14 protein-coding genes are annotated in these 17,702 nt (G+C 64.3%); 6 read left to right on the forward strand and 8 right to left on the reverse strand.

What is annotated here, in order from left to right:
- On the forward strand, positions 1-651 hold the full coding sequence (locus AB7532_RS23590) for a response regulator (RefSeq protein WP_441237090.1): 651 nt from the start codon (positions 1-3) through the stop codon (positions 649-651).
- A 132-nt stretch (positions 652-783) separates the two neighbouring features.
- Here the strand turns inward: AB7532_RS23590 and AB7532_RS23595 are convergent, their stop codons facing one another.
- Positions 784-1,368 carry a TetR family transcriptional regulator gene (locus tag AB7532_RS23595; protein ID WP_441237091.1) on the reverse strand — a complete coding sequence of 195 codons (585 nt, stop codon included), beginning with the start codon at positions 1,366-1,368 and terminating at the stop codon, positions 784-786.
- 557 nt (positions 1,369-1,925) lie between these two features.
- On the opposite strand from AB7532_RS23595, the gene purB reads away from it, so the two are divergent.
- Complete coding sequence (gene purB / locus AB7532_RS23600) at positions 1,926-3,233, forward strand: adenylosuccinate lyase (protein WP_441237092.1); 1,308 nt, start codon at positions 1,926-1,928, stop codon at positions 3,231-3,233.
- A gap of 109 nt (positions 3,234-3,342) precedes the next feature.
- The gene (locus tag AB7532_RS23605; RefSeq protein WP_441237093.1) at positions 3,343-4,515 is read left to right on the forward strand and encodes a M20 aminoacylase family protein; all 1,173 of its coding nucleotides are present in this window, start codon (positions 3,343-3,345) and stop codon (positions 4,513-4,515) included.
- A gap of 90 nt (positions 4,516-4,605) precedes the next feature.
- Here AB7532_RS23605 and AB7532_RS23610 read toward each other — a convergent pair whose 3' ends face one another.
- The 5 genes from AB7532_RS23610 to AB7532_RS23630 form a co-directional block, all read right to left on the reverse strand.
- Positions 4,606-5,559, reverse strand: coding sequence for an IS481 family transposase (locus AB7532_RS23610; RefSeq protein WP_441232939.1), 954 nt, complete (start codon positions 5,557-5,559; stop codon positions 4,606-4,608).
- A 120-nt stretch (positions 5,560-5,679) separates the two neighbouring features.
- Positions 5,680-7,005, reverse strand: coding sequence for an LVIVD repeat-containing protein (locus tag AB7532_RS23615; protein ID WP_441237094.1), 1,326 nt, complete (start codon positions 7,003-7,005; stop codon positions 5,680-5,682).
- 134 nt (positions 7,006-7,139) lie between these two features.
- A complete protein-coding gene (locus AB7532_RS23620) occupies positions 7,140-8,969 on the reverse strand; it encodes a caspase family protein (protein ID WP_441239343.1) in 1,830 nt (609 codons plus the stop codon).
- Positions 8,960-10,762: a caspase family protein gene (locus AB7532_RS23625; protein ID WP_441237095.1), complete on the reverse strand. Its 1,803-nt coding sequence runs from the start codon at positions 10,760-10,762 to the stop codon at positions 8,960-8,962. The genes AB7532_RS23620 and AB7532_RS23625 overlap by 10 nt, the downstream gene beginning before the upstream one ends.
- Positions 10,763-10,969: 207 nt before the next feature.
- The gene (locus AB7532_RS23630; RefSeq protein ID WP_441237096.1) at positions 10,970-12,877 is read right to left on the reverse strand and encodes an acyl-CoA synthetase; all 1,908 of its coding nucleotides are present in this window, start codon (positions 12,875-12,877) and stop codon (positions 10,970-10,972) included.
- 246 nt (positions 12,878-13,123) lie between these two features.
- Between AB7532_RS23630 and AB7532_RS23635 the strand changes: the two genes are divergently transcribed.
- Entirely contained in the window at positions 13,124-14,206 is a 1,083-nt protein-coding gene (locus tag AB7532_RS23635) for a SecDF P1 head subdomain-containing protein (protein ID WP_441237097.1), read from the forward strand.
- Between the two features lie 263 nt (positions 14,207-14,469).
- Positions 14,470-15,276 (forward strand): Crp/Fnr family transcriptional regulator, encoded by an 807-nt coding sequence (locus AB7532_RS23640; protein ID WP_441237098.1) that lies wholly within the window; start codon positions 14,470-14,472, stop codon positions 15,274-15,276.
- Between the two features lie 7 nt (positions 15,277-15,283).
- Here AB7532_RS23640 and AB7532_RS23645 read toward each other — a convergent pair whose 3' ends face one another.
- Positions 15,284-15,925, reverse strand: a complete 642-nt coding sequence (locus AB7532_RS23645) for a glutathione S-transferase family protein (protein WP_441237099.1) — start codon at positions 15,923-15,925, stop codon at positions 15,284-15,286.
- Between the two features lie 220 nt (positions 15,926-16,145).
- The gene (locus AB7532_RS23650; RefSeq protein WP_441237100.1) at positions 16,146-16,697 is read right to left on the reverse strand and encodes a cytochrome b; all 552 of its coding nucleotides are present in this window, start codon (positions 16,695-16,697) and stop codon (positions 16,146-16,148) included.
- Between the two features lie 159 nt (positions 16,698-16,856).
- Here AB7532_RS23650 and murI point away from each other — a divergent pair, with 159 nt between their 5' ends.
- Entirely contained in the window at positions 16,857-17,648 is a 792-nt protein-coding gene (gene murI, locus AB7532_RS23655; protein ID WP_441237101.1) for a glutamate racemase, read from the forward strand.
- Positions 17,649-17,702: the final 54 nt, after the last annotated feature.

The following is a 17,702-nucleotide window of genomic DNA, read 5'->3' on the forward strand; positions in this document are numbered from 1 at the left end:
ATGAGCGAGGTCGCGGCAACAGGCATCTCGGTCTTGCTGGTCGACGACCACCCGATCGTGCGGCAAGGCTACCGGCGTGTGCTGGAGAGCCAGGGCGATCTGCATGTCGTGGCGGAAGCCGACAGCGCGGCGGACGCCTACAGTGCGTTCAAGGCGCATGATCCCGATGTCGTCGTGCTCGACATCTCGATGCCGGGCGCCAGCGGACTGGAAGCGATCCGCAACATCCGCGCGCGCAATCCGCGGGCGCGCATTCTCGTCTTCACCATGCACAACGAAGCCGTGCTGGTGAAGGCCGCCTTCGGCGCCGGCGCCTCCGGCTTCGTCACCAAGAGCAGCGAGCCGTTAGCGGTCGTCACTGCGATCCGCAGCGTCGCCCGCGGCGAGCGCGCCATGAGCGACGACATCGCGCATATTCTGGCGGAGGACAGCCTGTCGGCGGGCTCGGTGCTGGATCAACTGGGCGAGCGCGAGATCGAAATTTTACGGCAGTTCGCCGGCGGCGCCACCACCGAGCAGATCGCAACGCATCTCAATCTCAGTGTGAAGACGGTGCAGAACTATCACTACCTCATCAAGACCAAGACCGGCGCACGCACCGACGCGCAGCTGGTGCGGCTGGCAGCGAGTTGCGGGCTGACGCGGATTTAAGACTGCGTGGCCGGACGAAACTGGTTCCCAGTCGTCATGCCCGGGCTTGTCCCGGGCATCCACGTTCTTGGTGCAGTGCTGCAACGCGGAGATGGCCGGGACAAGCCCGGCCACGACGGAAAGAGCAAAGCTCTAAGCCTTCAACCCGCGCAGCACCAGCGCCAGCGTCGCATCGACGCGCGCGGACAGATCGGCATCCTTCCACTCGTCGGCATGGGCCGGATGATGGAAGCGGACAGTCGCATCGAAGATCGCGCGCGCGGTAACCTTGACGTCATCCACGTCGAAGACGCCCTGCTTCACGCCGTCGGCCAGGATCGCCGCGATCTGGTCGATCATGGTGTCCTTGTGGCACTTCACGGCAGCGCAGGCTTCGCGCGCCAGCGTCAGATAAGTCTCGAACATCTCGGGGTCGTCGAGCACGCGCGAACGCTTGGCGGCGAACAGCGTGCGCAGCCAGCGGTCGAGCCTGTCGGGCGCCGGGCCCTGCTCCTGGGCGATCGCCAGCAGCGGCGCGTCGATGCGGTCGAGCCAGCGTTTGGCGACGGCCTCGCGCAGCGAGGCCTTGCTCGGGAAATGGCGATAGACGCTGCCGTGGCTCACATCGAGCGCACGGGCAACGTCGACCACGGTGGCCTTGGCAAGTCCGAAACGCCGCAGAACGTCCTCGGTAACTTCGAGGATCCGCTCCGGCGTCAGGATAACGGCTTCATTCATGCCAGCACCTTGTTCCCGTTCAGGATTCACCGGCGATCGAACTGCTTCCGAAGCGCCCCTACCGGTCGTTTCGGAAAGCTCTCGCCTTAATGAGGCAGTTTTGCAGCCTGCGCCGCGATCTGGCGTGCGACCAGCACATTGAGCCAATGCCCAATTGCGCCGGTGAGATTGATGATGTCGGTCGTCATTGTCTTAAGTCTCCATTCGTCCGCGGTCCCCTCTCTCAATTTCGTCCCTCGATCCGTATTTGTTTCGGACGTCGGAACTCTGGGGGTGGCCGCGGGACGCCCAATCGGAGCGTCCAGAACGGATATACACGTCCCGCTGACAGATTTCAATATCTGTCAGTCAATGATCCGTGATTGACAGTTAATATTTGTGGGGTGGGCCTCCTCCGTCCAGGCCGGCCGGTCCGGTGGATAGCCCGGCGATCGCGCTCTCTCCCAGCCCGGATTGTTTGTTTCGCCCCGCCCGCTCTGCTAAATCACGGCGTAAAAAGCATTTGGCAGGTCAAATCCCCTTTGGGGGCCGCCCGCCCACCTTCCTGGAGCCGTCCAATGATCCCGCGTTATACTCGTCCCGAAATGGCCTCGATCTGGGAGCCGCAGACCCGGTTCAAGATCTGGTTCGAGATCGAGGCGCATGCGGCGGACGCCCTCGCCGAGCTCGGCACCATCCCCAAGGAAGCCGCCAAAACCGTCTGGGCCAAGGCCAAGGACGCCACCTTCGACGTCGCCCGCATCGATGAGATCGAGCGCGAGACCAAGCACGACGTCATCGCCTTCCTCACCCACCTCGCCGAGATCGTCGGTCCCGAGGCGCGCTTCGTACACCAGGGCATGACCTCCTCCGACGTGCTCGACACCTGCCTCAACGTCCAGCTCACCCGCGCCGCCGACCTCCTGCTTGCGGACCTCGATAAGGTGCTCGCCGCGCTGAAGAAGCGCGCCTTCGAGCACAAGATGACGCCGACCATCGGCCGCAGCCACGGCATCCATGCCGAGCCCGTCACCTTCGGCCTCAAGCTCGCTTATGCCTATGCCGAATTCACGCGCGCCAGGGAGCGCCTGATCGCGGCGCGCAAGGAAGTCGCGACCTGCGCCATCTCCGGTGCCGTCGGCACTTTCGCGCAGATCGATCCGCGCGTCGAAGCGCACGTCGCCAAGGCGATGGGCCTCGTGCCGGAGCCGATCTCGACCCAGGTGATCCCGCGCGATCGCCACGCAATGTATTTCTCGGTGCTCGGCGTCATCGCCTCCTCGGTGGAGCGCATCGCGGTGGAAATCCGTCACATGCAGCGCACCGAAGTGCTGGAGGCCGAGGAGTTCTTCTCGGAAGGACAGAAGGGCTCGTCCGCGATGCCGCACAAGCGCAACCCGGTGCTGTCCGAAAACCTCACCGGCCTGTCCCGCATGGTGCGCGCCTATGTGACGCCGGCGCTGGAGAACGTCGTACTCTGGCACGAGCGCGACATCTCGCACTCCTCCGCCGAACGCATGATGGGCCCGGACGCGACCGTGACGCTCGACTTCGCGCTGGTGCGCCTGGCCGGTATGATCGACAAGCTGCTGGTGTATCCCGCCAATATGCAGAAGAATCTCGACCGCCTCGGCGGCCTCGTGCACTCGCAGCGTGTGCTGCTGGCGCTGACGCAGAAGGGCGCGAGCCGCGAGGATTCCTACAAGCTCGTGCAGCGCAACGCGATGCCGGTCTGGCGCGGCGAAGGCGACTTCCTTGTTCTGCTGAAGAAGGACGCCGAGGTGAAGAAGTATCTCAACGATGCCGAACTCGAGGAACTGTTCGACCTCGGCTATCACCTCAAGCACGTCGACACGATCTTCAAGCGCGTGTTCGGCGAGAGCTGACAACTTCCGTAGGGCGGATTAGCGCAGCGTAATCCGCCTTCCGTCCCCGGCAACGCGGCGGGTTACGCTACGCTGACCCGCCCTACGAAGAAAAAACGGATCCCAACTCATGCCCATCGTCAACCGCGTTGCCGCCCTCTCCGACGAAATGGCCGCCTGGCGCCATGACTTCCACGAGAACCCGGAGCTGCTCTACGAAGTCCATCGCACCGCCGGCATCGTCGCCGACAAGCTGCGCGAGTTCGGCTGCGACGAGGTGGTGACGGGCATTGGCCGCACCGGCGTGGTCGGCGTGATCCGCGGCCGCAAGTCCGGCTCCGGGAAGACCATCGGCTTGCGCGCCGACATGGACGCGCTGCCGATCATGGAAACGTCGGGCGTCGCCTACGCCTCGAAGGTGCCGGGCAAGATGCATGCTTGCGGCCATGACGGTCACACCGCGATGCTGCTGGGCGCCGCAAAATATCTCACCGAGACGCGTAATTTCGACGGCACCGCGATCGTGATCTTCCAGCCCGCCGAGGAAGGTGGCGGCGGTGGCAAGGCCATGGTCGAGGACGGCTTGATGACGCGCTGGAACATCGACCAGGTCTACGGCATGCACAACATGCCGGGCCTGCCCGAAGGCCATTTCGCCACCACCCCGGGTCCGTTGCTCGCCTCCTCCGACAACATCCAGATCACGGTCCGCGGCAAGGGCGGCCATGCCGGCGCCACCCCGCACCAGGCGATCGACAGCGTCCTGATCGGCTCGCAGATCGTGAACGCGCTGCAATCGATCGTCGCGCGCAATGTCGATCCGCTGAAATCGGCGGTGATCTCGATCACCCAATTCCACGCCGGCACCGCCTTCAACATCATCCCCGAGACCGCCGAGCTCGGCGGCACCGTGCGCACGCTCGATCCCGACGTGCGCGATCTGGTCGAGCGCCGGATCGGCGAGGTCGCAGACAGCGTCGCCCGCGCCTATGGCGGCACGGCGGAGACGAAGTACTCCCGCATGTATCCGGTGACCTTGAATCATGCTCGCGAAGCCGGCGTCGCCGCCGACGTGGCCCGCGACATCGTCGGCGCCGAGCGCGTCAACGACCGCATCATCCCGATGATGGGCGCGGAGGATTTCTCGTTCATGCTGGAAGCGCGCCCCGGCGCCATGGTGCTGGTCGGCATGGGCGACAGCCCGGCGTGCCACCACCCGGCCTACGTCTTCAACGACAACATCCTCGGCCACGGCGCTTCGTTCTGGGTGCGCCTGATCGAAACGGCGATGCCGGCGAGTTAGCGTCGGTCGCAGTGTCGTAGGGTGGATTAGCGAAGCGTAATCCACCGCTTTAGCCTCCGCGGAGACGGAAGTGGTGGGTTACGCCTTCGGCTAACTGTGGAATCTCAGGAGGTCGTCCATCGGTAGGCCGAGGCGGCTGATGGGTGGTTTGGCTTGCAGACTGCCGTGCGGGCGATGCCAGTTGTAGTGATGAAGCCAGATTGGCAGGTTTTTGGCGCGCTGATCTGAGGTGTCGTAGGCCCGAGCATAAGCCCACTCACGGAGCACTGTCTGGATGAAGCGCTCGGCCTTGCCGTTTGTTTGCGGTCTGTAGGGCCTGGTGAAGATGTGCTTGAGGCCGAGCTTGCTGCACGCTCTGGCAAAGGCCTTGGCGCGGTAGCAGGAGCCGTTGTCGGTCATGATGCCGGTGACCTTCATGCCGAGGCTGCGGTAGTAGGTGACGGCCTCCTTGAGGAAGGCGATGGCGCTCTCCTTTTTTTGATCTTGCCGGATCTGGGAGAAGGCCAGGCGCGATGCATCGTCGATGGCAACGTGGACGAACTCGTGGCCGGCGCCACGGCTTTCGCCCATCTGGCGATCGTGTGTGATGCGGTGGCCTGGTCTGACGAACCTGCCGAGCTTCTTGATGTCGATATGGATGAGTTCGCCGGGCTGCTCGCGTTCGTACCTGCGCACCGGTTCGGCGGGCTCCAGATCGCGTATCCGGCTTAATCCCAAGTGACGAAGGATGCGGCTGACAGTGGCCGGCGACACCTTAACCTCGGCTGCGATCTGCTTGCCGGTGTGGCGCTGCCGGCGCAACGTCTCGACGGCGGCGCGCGTGGCTGGCGGGGTTTGGCTTGGCGATGAAAGAGGCCTCGAGGAGCGATCCCGCAACCCTTCGACACCCTCCGCGCGGAACCGCTTGACCCATTTGGCAACGGTCTTCGCTGTCGTGTTGAACTGGTGGGCCGCGTCGGCTGGGCTCAGCCCGCCCTCGACGACGCTGCGCACCATCGCCTCTCGACCTTTGGGCGTCAAAGGCGCATTCTTGTGGACGTTCATCTGGTCTTTCCTTGGAATACTGAAGCTTCGCAACCTCAGCTTCCTCGGTTCAGACCAGATGGACAACCTCCTGAGAGACCAAAGCTAACCCACCCTACGGCAGCGTCACCTGGGCGTCCCTCATCCCTCGTACTGCAGCACGTGCATGCCGGCGTTCCAGTCGGAAACGAACATCAACCCGTCGGGCCGGACATAGGCGTCGCAGGTCTTGGCTGCGACCGCGACGTTGGGGCGCGGGTCGATCAGCTTCTTCGGCACCGGCGGTACCCAGTACGCGATTTCCTTCGGCGCAAAAGCATCCCTGATGTCGAACACCCTTACGCCCGCATTGTTGTAGGTCGCAAAGATCGTCTCTTCGCTCTGAAATGCGCCCGGGCGGTTCTCGTGCAGATTATGCGGACCGAAGGTGCCTTTCGCGCAGAAATCGCGGTCGCGTGGCGTCGGCAGGGTTGCGATCGGCACCGGGTTTTGCGGCGCGCGCACGTCAAGCACGAAAGTGTGGAACAGGCCCTTCGCGCATTGATCCGCATTGGCTTCGTCCGCAACGATCGCAAGCTGACGCTTCGGCAACGGCAGCGGCGTATGCGTGCCGCCGGCAAAGGGGGGCGACCAGTTGATGTGCGACAGCAGCTTCGGATTGGTGGGATCGCTGATGTCATGGATGGTGAAGCCGCCGTCGCGCCAGGCGGCATAGCCGCGATCGCCCGCCGTGATCATGTGATGGAGCGCAAAGCGCTTGCCCTTCGGCGTCGCCGGCTCGCCGGCCGCGCGGTTCATGCCCGGCAGCCACCATTTCGCGACGATCTCCGGCTTGGTGATGGTCTTGAGGTCGACCACGCAAAGGATGTGGTCGGTGAACCCGTCGAAATGCGCCGACACATAGGCATAGCGGCCGCCCGGCCACCAGAGACGGTTGATGCCGAAGCCCGGCATTTCGAGGAACGCGATCTCGCGCATCTCGCCCGGTTTCGAGATGTCGTGGATCGAGAGGCCGCAGCGGAATTTCTTGGCCTTGGTGATGCTGTCGGCCAGCGTGTTCTCGAAATAGCCGCGCATGTTGTCGTAGGACTGCATCGCGACGATGTTGGCGCCATTCGCAAGCAGCAGCATGTCGTCCGCCACCTGGAGATGGTGGGTGCGGGTGTATTGCCCTGCGGTGAAGAAATTGACCGGCTTCAGCGCCCGCGGATCGGAGGCGTCCAGGATCGTCACGCCGTCGCTGAACATGTGCCCGACATAGACGTGCTGCCGGTTGAACATCACCTGCACGGTGTCGGGCCGGCCGCCGACGTCGCTGTAGGAGATGTGCTTGATGCCCTTGCCGATGCCTTCTGGCGGGATGTCCGCTTCCACAGCCGATGCAGACCTCGACCATCCCGAGAGCGCAGCGGCTCCGAACACGCCCGACAATTGTTGAAGATGACGGCGGCGCGAGAGTTGAGACATCGGTTTCCCCAATTTTTTGGGGATGATGCTCGCTTGCGGCGAGGCGTGCAAGCCTCGTGTCGTCCGCTCTCACTCAGGAGGAACGCGTCAGGCCAGGCTGCTCTGATCAGGAACACCTGGCCGCGCGAAACTCTTCAATTACATTCTTCCTGCTGTCCAACGGTGGACTGTCCCGCCATTCTGTTGACGATCCGGCATCCAGATCTGACCGGGCGACAACCGGTACTGGTGCAAATGACCTGCCCGGTGGCCTGCGGCTTCGCCGGCGCAGCCTCGATCTGTTTTCGCCCGGCATCACGCTTTTGGGAGTCCTCCCGCGTGGCGACCGGCTTCTTGTCCTGCACCTTCTCACATTCGTTGTCTTCGTTGATGCGGTAGCCCGCGCGACAGGTGATCTTCGCACAGGCATCGCCATCAGCCTTGAAACCGCGCTCACAGACCAACGGACACACGCGCCCCGGCTTGGCCTTCAGGGCGTCGAGCACATCGGCATTCGCAAGCTTCGCATCGAATTTCGTGCCGGCGTATTTGTTGAACAGCGTCAGCGAGCGTTGTGCCGTCTCGCTCCACTCCGTACCGGCCTCGACCTTCATGCAGCCGACGCGGCGCAGCTCGAGCTGGACTGATCTGGGGAGATCGGCGGACGGCGGGGCGCTCGGCGGCGGCGACAACGCTGCAAGCTTCCTGCTCTCGGCCTCCGCGGCTTGCTTGTCAGCGGCCTGCTTTGCCCTCGCATCAGCCGCCGCCTTCTCGACCGCCTGTTTCTCCGCGAGCGACTTCGCGGCCGCGGCCTCCGCCGCCTTGCGTTCGCGTTCGGCCGCCTCGGCCTTCGCCTGCTCGATCTGTTTTTGCTTCTCCGCCGCGATCCGGGCGTCCTCGGCTACTTTCGCAACGGCTGCGGCTTTTTCCAGCTCCGCCTTCTGAGCGCGTTCGGCGGCGAGCCTCACCTTGTCCTGCTCAGCGAGCCGCGCCTTCTCCGTCGCGGCCATGCGATCCTCTTCGGCCGCAATCTTCTTCAACTGCACGCGGGCGAGGTTGGCGTAAAAGCCGTCGGGATAGGCCTGGAGAAATGCTTCCCAAGCCTCACGCAGGCCGGCCTGAAGCGCAAGCTCGTAATCCCGGCGGATGCTGTCCTGTGGATTCGCCTGCGGCCCTGCCACGCCGGTTGGCTTCGCCGGGACCAGCGCAACGTCATCGCCGCCCAGCGAACCGTAAACGAACGGCTCCTGCTTGTTGCCTGTCGCCTTCAGCACGTCGTCGCGCACGAAGCCAAAGGCCTTGCGAAGGTCAAGACCGGGCTTGGGAAGATGGTCGGCCAGCGCGGTCGCGAAGGGACTGTTGCGGGAGTTGCCATCAGATGCCGTCGATCCCGCCTTGGCCGCGAATGCGATCATCGTGTTCGGACTGGTCGGCTCGACCTTGGCCAATCCGCGCCCGATCGCCCGCGACGCCACCGTGCGCTTCATCGTCTTGGCAAATGGATTGTCGCGGCAAGCATCGAGAATGACCAGCCGCAGCCGCTTCGCTGGCTCGACCGCGAACAGCGCCCGATCGAGCGCAACCGTCTCGTCGAGGACATCCCCATCGGTCTCGAGCATGGCATCGGTCGGGATGAGGTAGTTGTTGCCGTCGAGCTCGATGCCGTGGCCGGCATAGTAAATCACCGCCATGTCGGCGTCCCGGACCCTGCCGGCGAAGTCACGCAACGTCCGCCGCATTTCGGAAGCATTCAGGTCGACCTTGACGTCGACCGCGTCGAAGCCCGCCTTCCTGAACATGTCACCAATCAGCGTGGCGTCATTCACGGGATTAGGAAGCTGCAGCGTGTTCTTGTAGGCGGAATTGCCGATCACGAGCGCGACGCGCTTGTCGGCAAGCGCCGGGCCGCAGCACAGAACGAAATAAGAGAGAACTCCAAGCGCGAGGGAGCAAGTCCAAAGGCGATGTGCGAGCGTCAATTGCATATTTCGGCCGGGACCCTGACCGTAGGGGTGGCAATATGATTGGCCGTTCCGAGCCGGCATCCTTTGGCAATCGGCCGGCATCCGGCGGCATTGCAGATCATTTGTCCCGAGGCCTGCGGCGCCGATGGCGCGGCTTCGGTCCGCTTTCGCTCCGTATCCCCCCGCCGGGAGTCCTCGCGCGTCGCGACCGGCTTCTTCTCCTGGATCTTCTCGCACTCGTTGTCGTCGCCGACGCGATAGCCGGCGCGGCAGGTGATCTTGACGCACTGATCACCGTCGGCCTTGAAGCCGAAATTGCACACCAGCGGGCAAACGCGTCCCGGCTTCGCCTTCAACGCGTCGAGCGCATCGACGCTGGCGAGCTTCGCGTCGAACTGGGTGCCGGCATATTTGTTGAACAGGGTCAGCGAACGCTGCGCGGCGGTGTTCCAGTCGCCGTCGGCGGCACCGGACAGGCAGCCGACGCGGCGCAATTCGCTCTGGACGGACTTTGTGAGCTCAGCCGCCGATAGCGTGGACGCCGGTGCGGGCGAAAGAGCTGCAACTTTTTGCTCGACCTCGGGGATCTGCCGGTCGGCCGCCGGTTTGGCAGCCTGCTCCGCCTTCTCGGCGGCCTGTTTCGCAGCGAGTTCGGCTTTCGCTTTCTCAGCGGCCTGCTTCTCGGCCTGCGCTTTCGCAGCCGCTGCCTCGGCCACCTTGCGCTGCTGCTCGGCCGCGTCGGCCCGAGCCTGCTCGATCTGCTTCTGCTTCTCCGCCGCGATCCGGACCTCTTCGGCGGCTTTGGCCGCCGCGGCCGCCTTGTCCTGCTCGGCCTTCTGGGCGCGTTCGGCAATGAGTCTCGCCTTCTGCTGCTCGGCGGCGTTCGCTTTTTGCTCGGCCGATGCGCGCGTCTCTTCAGCGGCGATCTTGTTCATCTGGCCCTTGGCCAGATTGGCATAGAAACCTTCGGGATATTGCGCCAAGAAGGCTTCCCAACCGTCGCGCGTGGCAAGCTGCAGCGCGAGCTCGTAATCCCTGCGAATCGAATCCTGCGGGTTGGCCTGCGGCCCGGTCGCGGCCGGCTTGGTCGCAACCAACGGCACGTCATCGCCACCGAGCGAACCGTAGACATAGGGCTCCTGCTTGTAGCCCGTGCTCTTGAGCACGTCGTCGCGCACGAAGCCGAAGGCCTTGCGCAGATCGAGCCCGGGCTTCGGCAAATGCTCGACGAGAGCGACCGCAAACGGACTGTTGCGAGAATCGCCGTCGGATGCGGTCGAGCCGGCTTTCGCGGCGAAGGCGATCATGGTGTTGGGGCTGGTCGGCTCGACCTTCGCCAGGCCGCGTCCGATCGCGCGCGAGGCGAGCGTGCGTTTCATCGTCTTCGAGAAGGGATTGTCGCGACAGGCATCGAGGATGATCAGGCGGAGCTGCTTGGCCGGCTCGACCGCAAACAAGGCGCGCTCGACCGGGATGGTCTCGTCGAGAACGTCGCCGTCCGTCTCAAGCGTGGCATCGGTCGGGATGAGATAATTGGTCCCGTCGAGCTCGATGCCGTGGCCGGCATAATAGATCACCGCCATGTCTGCATCGCGCGTCCTGGCGGCAAACTCGCGCAGCATGCGCCGCATCTCGCTGGCGCTGAGATCAAGCCTGACATCCACGGAATCGAAGCCGGCCTTCTTGAACATGCCGCCGACCAGCGTGGCATCGTTCACGGGATTGCCGAGCTTCGGCGCGCTCTTGTAGGCGGAATTGCCGATGATGAGCGCAACCCGCCGGTCGGCATGTGCCGGTCCGCAAGCCAAGCCCATCGCCAATATCAATAAAGCAAATAGCCGAAGCGGAATCACGTGCGTCCCCCCGGATGCAATTCCATGAGACTATTCGGTAGCATGGCAGAATGCCAATTCTTCCCATGTGACGTCTGTCACATAAGCCTTTTGAACGGCTTTATTGACGGTGCGGCGAAGCGACACCCCAAGCCAGCTGAGGTGACACCGTGACCCCGGCTGGGTTCCCTAAGCCTGCACCACCTCGTGGCGCATCACGAACGGTGCAAGCAGCGCGTGCACCTCGCCCGCGACCACCTCGCGCTGGCCCGGCGGCAGGCCCGCCAGCGTCACGGTGGCAATCGAGCCGTGGCTGCCATGCGCGCCGACCTTCACCTTGCAGTCGACGCCGCGCGCGATGATCGGCGACAGCACCTTGGTGAAAACGCGTTGCGCCGCGTCCCAGCGCAGTTGCGGCTTGAACACCTTGCCCACGCCGGTCACCGGCATCGGATCGATCGGAATGACCTGTACGGGAACGGCGGCGCGCTCCGGCGTGCGCTCGCGCACCCAGGATTCGAGTTCGCCCGGCTCGATCGTCGCGCCCGGCTTCAACTGCACATAGCCGACGGGCAGTTCGCCCGCATAAGCGTCGGGCTGGCCGACCACCGCGGCAAAGCCGACGGCGGGGTGGCGGAACATGATTTCCTCGATCGGCGCCGGATCGATGTTGTGGCCGCCACGGATCACGAGATCCTTGGCCCGGCCGGTAATCCAGAGATAGCCGTCCGCGTCGAGCCGCCCGAGATCGCCGGAATTGACCCAGACCTCGTCGACGAAGGCCCCCTTGTTGTGCTCGTCGTTGAGATAGCCGCCGAACACGCCCGGCCCGGCCATGATGACGACGCCGATTTCATCAGGCGCACAGTCGCGGATCAGGCGGCCGTCGGCATCGAGTTGCACGATGCGCACGCGCGCATAAGGCATGGGCAGGCCGACCGAGCCGAGCCGGATCGGCCGTGAGGGATAGGCGAGCGTATGCACGCTCGAGGTCTCGGTCATGCCGTAGACCTCGACGACCGGCAGCTTGAGCTTCTCCTGGATCGCCGAGCCCACCGCGACCGGGATCGCCGAGCCGCCGCCGGCTGCATATTTCAGGCTGGAGATGTCGGCATTGCCGGGTGGCACGCCCAGTGTGGCCGCGAGCACCGTCGGCACGCTCGACAGCGCCTCGGGCTTGAAGCGTTCGACCAGTCCCCAGATGTTCTTCACCGAATTCGGATTGCGCCAGCCGCTCGGCGACAGCACGACCAGCGATCCGCCGCTCGACAGCGTCAGCAGCACCTGCGTCAGGGAGCCGCCGACGTGAAACAGCGGCATGCCGAACAGCAGATTGGAGCCCGGCCTGGTCTTCAGCAGCAGATTGAGCGCCCAGGCCTGATAGACCTGATTGGCATGCGTGTGCCGCACCAGCTTTGGCGTGCCGGTGGTGCCGCCGGTGTGGAAATAGGCGGCGATGTCGCTGCCCGAAATCTTGCGCCCGCTGACAAGCCGGTCGGACGGCTGCTGCTTGATCAGATCGTTGAAGGCAAAGATACCCTTGTCCGGATCGCCGCCGCCGAACACCTGCACGATCGCCTTGAGGTGCTTCAGCTGCGGGCGGATCTGCTCGACCTTCTGCCAGATGTCGGTGCCCGGCATCGGCCCGAGCGCGACCAGGATCTTCGTGTTCGCGGCTTCCAGGATCTCCGCGATCTGGTGCGGCTCGAGCAACGGGTTGACGGGATTGGCGATGCCGGCGGCTTCCGCGCCGAGAAGCGTCACGAAAGCGTCGGGCACCAGCGGCAGCATGAAGCTGACGACGTCGCCCTTCTCGACGCCGAGCGCGTGAAACATGTTGGCGGCCTGCGTCACGCGCGCGATCAGATCGCGATAGGTGACCACGAGCGGCGTGTCGGCCGGATCGGCATTTTGCAGAAACTGTATCGCCGCCCCGTCCGGATTGCGCGCAGCCCCGAGCCTGACAGCGTCATAGGTGCTCTCGGCCGCGACCCGATCGGCATAAGGGACCTGCTCGAACGCACGAACCTCCGCGTCGGTCGCCAAATCCGGATAGTCGTCGCCGATGAACCGATCGAGCGCGTGGATGCCCGCCATGGAATTCCGTCCTCCCTCAGATGCATGTCCCCGCCCCTGTCTTTTGACATTTTGTTCGGCGAAGCCCCGACCGATGGCCGGTCGAGCGCAGACAGAATGATGGATGATCGAGCGTTCGTCCATCGCTTAACGGCTACCGTCGTAGCCCGCGCGTGCGAGGCCTTTGAACCTGCGCGCCCGATGCGGGGACCAAGGACAGGCATCGGATTCGTCTGCCAGCGTCCTGCCGCAAGACTCGAGGTAATTATGACCATGCCCCTGCGGGACCGCGCCACGCGACTGATCCTCGCCTTCGCCATGACGTCGGCGATCGCCCTGCCTTGCAAAGCGCTCGCCGCGGACAGCCAGTTCGACAAGATGCGCGCCAAGATCGCGGCCTTCGTCGGCGACAAGATGGAGAAGCTCGGCGGCTCGCGCATCGTCTACAAGGTCGACACCGAGGCCTTGCGCGAGAGCGTCGTCACGGATTTACGCGATGACGTCTACAGGACCCTGCGCGAGGGCAAGATCGCATTTTCAGGACTCGCGATCCGTGACGGCGGCGTCGAATTGAAGATCGCGGACGCCAAGGGCCGCGACCAGCTCGTGCGCAAGCTCGCGTCGGCCGCGGAGGGATTGCCCTCGCATGCGCTCGCCGTGACCGACGGCGGCGACGGGCAGGTCAGGCTCGCGCCGACCGATGCCGCGTCCGCGGCACGGCTGCGTGATCTCGTCGAAGATGCCGTCGTCATGATCGAACAGCGCCTCAAGGATACCGACGTCAAGCTCGCCAGCGTCCAGCCCGACGGCACCGACCGCATCCGCATCTTCATTCCGGGCATGATGGAGCCGGAACGCGTGACCGCGGTCTTCGCCAAAAAGGTGCGCGTCAGCTTCCGCCTGATCGACCTGTCGATGCCGGGCGAGCAGGCGCAATCCGGCACGCCGCCTGCGGGCTCGGAAGTCCTGTTCGGCTTCAAGGACAAGCTCCCCTATCTGGTCGCCAGGGACAGCGCACTGGACGGCGACGACATCAGCTATGCCGGTCCCGGCTTTGCGGCCGGCACCAAGGAGCCGATCGCCTCGTTCCGCTTCAACGGCCGCGGCACGCGGCGCTTCGCCCACGTCACCGCAGAGAACGTCGGAAAGCCCTTCGCCATCGTGCTCGACGACAAGGTGGTTTCCGCCCCCGTGATCCGCGAGCCCATCACCGGCGGCTCGGGCCAGATCTCCGGCAATTTCACCCTGGAGGAGGCCAACAGCGTCGCCATGCTGCTGCGCGCCGGTTCGCTGCCGGGGCACCTTGGCCTGGTCGAGCAGCAAGTGATCCAGCCCGCAGCCAAGCCGTAAGGCGGAGATCGCGCCAGGCTCCCACCGCCCGGGGCGCTCAGGTCCATCCGCGACGCCGAAGCCCGCACCAGCCCCCGAATCACGGGCGTATCACCCCCATACGCGCAACCAACGGGCAATTGCCGAAACGCCCGATCAGGCTAAAATTTGCCTCTTGCGGCATGACGGCCGAAGGCTTCATTTCAGGCGGTCGTCATTCGATTTCGGCTATAGGTGCCGCGAATACCGACCAGGACTGAAGACCTTACGCGGGGTTTAGTACCATGCCGTCCGGCAGCGCAGACATTTCCTCAATCCTCGACCGCATTCTCGATGCGGCCACGGACAATCTCAGGATCGCGAAGATCCTGGTCCAGATGGGCCTCGATCCCAACAACGTCACCTACGACGCGATCTTCAACCGGATGCTGGAGATCTTCATCCACAACATCACCCTGGCCAATCTGTTCGCCGCGGTCGGTGCCGGATTCTTCGTCGCCACCCTCCTGATGCGGACCATGGTGCCCCTGCGCGTCGCCAACATGGTCGGCTGCGCCTTCTTCGCCGTGTTCGGCGCGCTCACGGCCAATGTCTCGACGTTCCTGCTCTATCTGCTGCTGCTTCCGATCAACGCCCTGCGTCTGCGGCAGATGCTCAAGCTGGTCAAGAAAGCCCGCCATGCCGCCGAAGGCGACATGTCGATCGAGTGGCTCAAGCCGTTCATGACCGAGCGCAAATATCGCCGCGGCGACACGCTCTTCAAGCTGGGTGATCCGGCCAAGGAAATGCTCCTCACGGTCACCGGCAAGTTCCTGGTCAAGGAAATCAACATCGAGATCCAGCCTGGAGCCCTGATGGGCGAGCTCGGCTTCCTCACGCCTGACAACCGGCGCACCGGAACGATCGAATGCATCGAGGATGGCCAAGTGCTGACGATCACCTATGACCGCCTGCTCGAGATCTACTTCCAGGACCCGCAGTTCGGCTATTACTTCCTGGTGCTGACCAGCCAGCGCCTGCTGCAAAACATCGATCGCTTGCAGAAGCAGCTGGCCACCGCACGGGCCCCCACCACGAACCGGATCGCGTGATCGCCGCTCAGCTCAGCAGCAGCGCCATCCCGGGATCGCCCTTCTCCATCGCACGCCGGTAGGCCGGACGTGCGCTGACGCGGCCGAGATACTTCACCACGTTCGGACAGCGCTTGATATCATAGGGCTGGAAGTAGCGCATCGTGGTGAGCGAGAAGCCCATCATGATGTCGGCGGTGGTGAAAGTGTTGCCCGCCAGATATTCGGCGTCACGCACGCGTGCATCGACCAGATCGAAGGCGCCGTCGACGCGCGCCCTGATCGCAGCCAGCATCGGATTGTCCTCGGCGAGCTTGAGCCGGTTCAGGATCATCAGCCGGCCCATTCCGGCCTGCAGCGTGCCGTTGGCGAAGTGAAACCAGTACAGGAACTGCGCGAAGTCCGGGTCATCGGCGCGGAGCACGAGGCGGCCGTTGCCGTATTTGGCCATGATGTAATCGACGATCGCGCCGGACTCGGCGAGCACGAGAGCGCCGTCCGTGATGACGGGCGCCGCTCCGATCGGATGCAGCGCCTTGTACTCGGCCGGCGCCAGCATGGTCTTGGCGTCGCGTGTGTAGCGCTTCAGTTCGTACGGGATTTCCAGCTCCTCACAGAGCCAGACGATGCGCTCGGACTGCGACTTGCCGAGATGATGGACGGTGAGCATGGGGACTCCTGCGATCAGTCGTGACGCTGCATGATACTCCGTCATTGATACAGAATGCGTCCAAAAATGCTGGTCTCGTGCCCCGGACGCTGCGCAGCACGAAGTGATGCGCTGCAGAGCCGGGGCCCACGTTGCGGTCGGCACCGTGGCCTCCGTGGGTCCCGGCTCTGCGCAGCAGCGTTGCACGCTGCTGCGCGTCCGGGACACGAGACCGACATCCCTACCCCGCCTCATCCGTCACCATCCTCGCCACCACGCGGTCGCGGCGGATGAAGTGATGCCAGAGGGCTGCGAGCAGGTGAACCGCGATCAGCGCGAGCAGCACATAGGCAAAGAGGATGTGGCGATCCTCATAGGCGCGCGCGGCTTCGCGGTCGGGGGTGGTGAATTGCGGCACGTGAAACAGGCCGAAGAAATCCGAATAGTCGGGCGCATGCGCGCCGGAATGCGCCCAGCCGAGCACGATGACGATGACGACGGCAAGGTAGAGCGCGCCGTGGCTGACATGCGCGGCGATCTTCTGCCAGCGCGAGGTCTCGGCCGGCATCGCCGGCGTCGGGTTGATGAGACGCCAGACCAGGCGCAGCACGGTGAGCAGCAGGATCACGTAACCGATGTCGGCGTGGATCGAGCGGTAGAAGAAGCGGTCAGGACGCGCCGGGATGTGGTTCATCCACCAGCCGAAGCCGATCATGCCGATGATGGCCAGCGCCAGGCCCCAGTGCAGCCATCGGGCGACGCTGCCCCAGCCGGCCGTCGTGTTTCTGATCATGTCGGCTCTCCGGAGTTTTGCGGGCCCGTTCGCACCGCAGCATTGGCTGCTGATACCGGGAACATGCGGCAATCACGAAATTGAATCGTTCCAAACTGGCACCAGCCGCAAAACCGCCCCAAAAACCGAATGGTAACCATGAGCTTTTAAGGTAGCGACGTGACCGATTCCCCGACGATCCTGGTGTTCGATTCCGGCCTTGGCGGGCTCACGGTGCTCCGTGAGGTCGTGGCGGCACGCTCCGACGCCCATTATGTCTACGTCGCCGACGATGCCTTCTTCCCCTACGGCCACCACAGCGAGGACGAGATCATCGCCCGCGTCGTGCCGCTGATGGGAGAGCTGATCGGCACCCATGATCCTGACCTCGTCGTCATCGCCTGCAACACGGCGTCCACCCTGGTCCTATCTCACCTGCGCGCCGCTTATTCCCTGCCCTTCGTCGGCACCGTGCCGGCGATCAAGCCGGCCTGCGCGCAGTCGAAGACCCGCCGCGTCTCCGTGCTCGGCACCAAGGGGACCGTGAAGCGAGAATATACCAAGGCGCTGATCCGCGATTATGCGCAGGGCTGCGAGGTGACGCTGGTCGGCTCACCCGATTTGGCCTCGCTCGCCGAACGCGAGCTCGGCGGCCATGAGATCAGCGACGGCGACATCCTCGCCGAACTCGCTCCCTGCTTCGTCGGTGAAGATCCGACTTCGCGCACCGACACAGTGGTCCTCGCCTGCACGCATTATCCGCTGCTGCTCGACCGGATGAAAAAGCTCGCGCCATGGCCGGTCGAATGGATCGATCCGGCCCCCGCGATCGCCCGGCGCGTCTCCGACCTGCTGGGCGCGCGGACCGGCGGCATCGCACAGTCCGGCGCCGAGATGTTTTTTACCTCGAACCGCGTGCATGGGCTCGGCGCCACGTTGACCCCGTTCTTCGGCGGCCGCGCGCTCGCCTGACTTTTCGGAGACACGGCGCGCTGCTAGGCTCCGCCAGCGTCATCTCCGCAGGTC

Origin of the sequence: Bradyrhizobium sp. 930_D9_N1_4 (assembly GCF_052076015.1) — a bacterium.
In the GTDB taxonomy this organism is placed as follows: domain Bacteria; phylum Pseudomonadota; class Alphaproteobacteria; order Rhizobiales; family Xanthobacteraceae; genus Bradyrhizobium.

Coding starts and splice junctions, on each gene's coding strand:
- AB7532_RS23590 (WP_441237090.1), top strand. CDS start 1: ATGAGCGAGGTCGCGGCAACAGGCATCTCGGTCTTGCTGGTCGACGAC.
- AB7532_RS23595 (WP_441237091.1), bottom strand. CDS start 1,368: ATGAATGAAGCCGTTATCCTGACGCCGGAGCGGATCCTCGAAGTTACC.
- purB (WP_441237092.1), top strand. CDS start 1,926: ATGATCCCGCGTTATACTCGTCCCGAAATGGCCTCGATCTGGGAGCCG.
- AB7532_RS23605 (WP_441237093.1), top strand. CDS start 3,343: ATGCCCATCGTCAACCGCGTTGCCGCCCTCTCCGACGAAATGGCCGCC.
- AB7532_RS23610 (WP_441232939.1), bottom strand. CDS start 5,559: ATGAACGTCCACAAGAATGCGCCTTTGACGCCCAAAGGTCGAGAGGCG.
- AB7532_RS23615 (WP_441237094.1), bottom strand. CDS start 7,005: ATGTCTCAACTCTCGCGCCGCCGTCATCTTCAACAATTGTCGGGCGTG.
- AB7532_RS23620 (WP_441239343.1), bottom strand. CDS start 8,969: ATGCAATTGACGCTCGCACATCGCCTTTGGACTTGCTCCCTCGCGCTT.
- AB7532_RS23625 (WP_441237095.1), bottom strand. CDS start 10,762: ATGGGCTTGGCTTGCGGACCGGCACATGCCGACCGGCGGGTTGCGCTC.
- AB7532_RS23630 (WP_441237096.1), bottom strand. CDS start 12,877: ATGGCGGGCATCCACGCGCTCGATCGGTTCATCGGCGACGACTATCCG.
- AB7532_RS23635 (WP_441237097.1), top strand. CDS start 13,124: ATGACCATGCCCCTGCGGGACCGCGCCACGCGACTGATCCTCGCCTTC.
- AB7532_RS23640 (WP_441237098.1), top strand. CDS start 14,470: ATGCCGTCCGGCAGCGCAGACATTTCCTCAATCCTCGACCGCATTCTC.
- AB7532_RS23645 (WP_441237099.1), bottom strand. CDS start 15,925: ATGCTCACCGTCCATCATCTCGGCAAGTCGCAGTCCGAGCGCATCGTC.
- AB7532_RS23650 (WP_441237100.1), bottom strand. CDS start 16,697: ATGATCAGAAACACGACGGCCGGCTGGGGCAGCGTCGCCCGATGGCTG.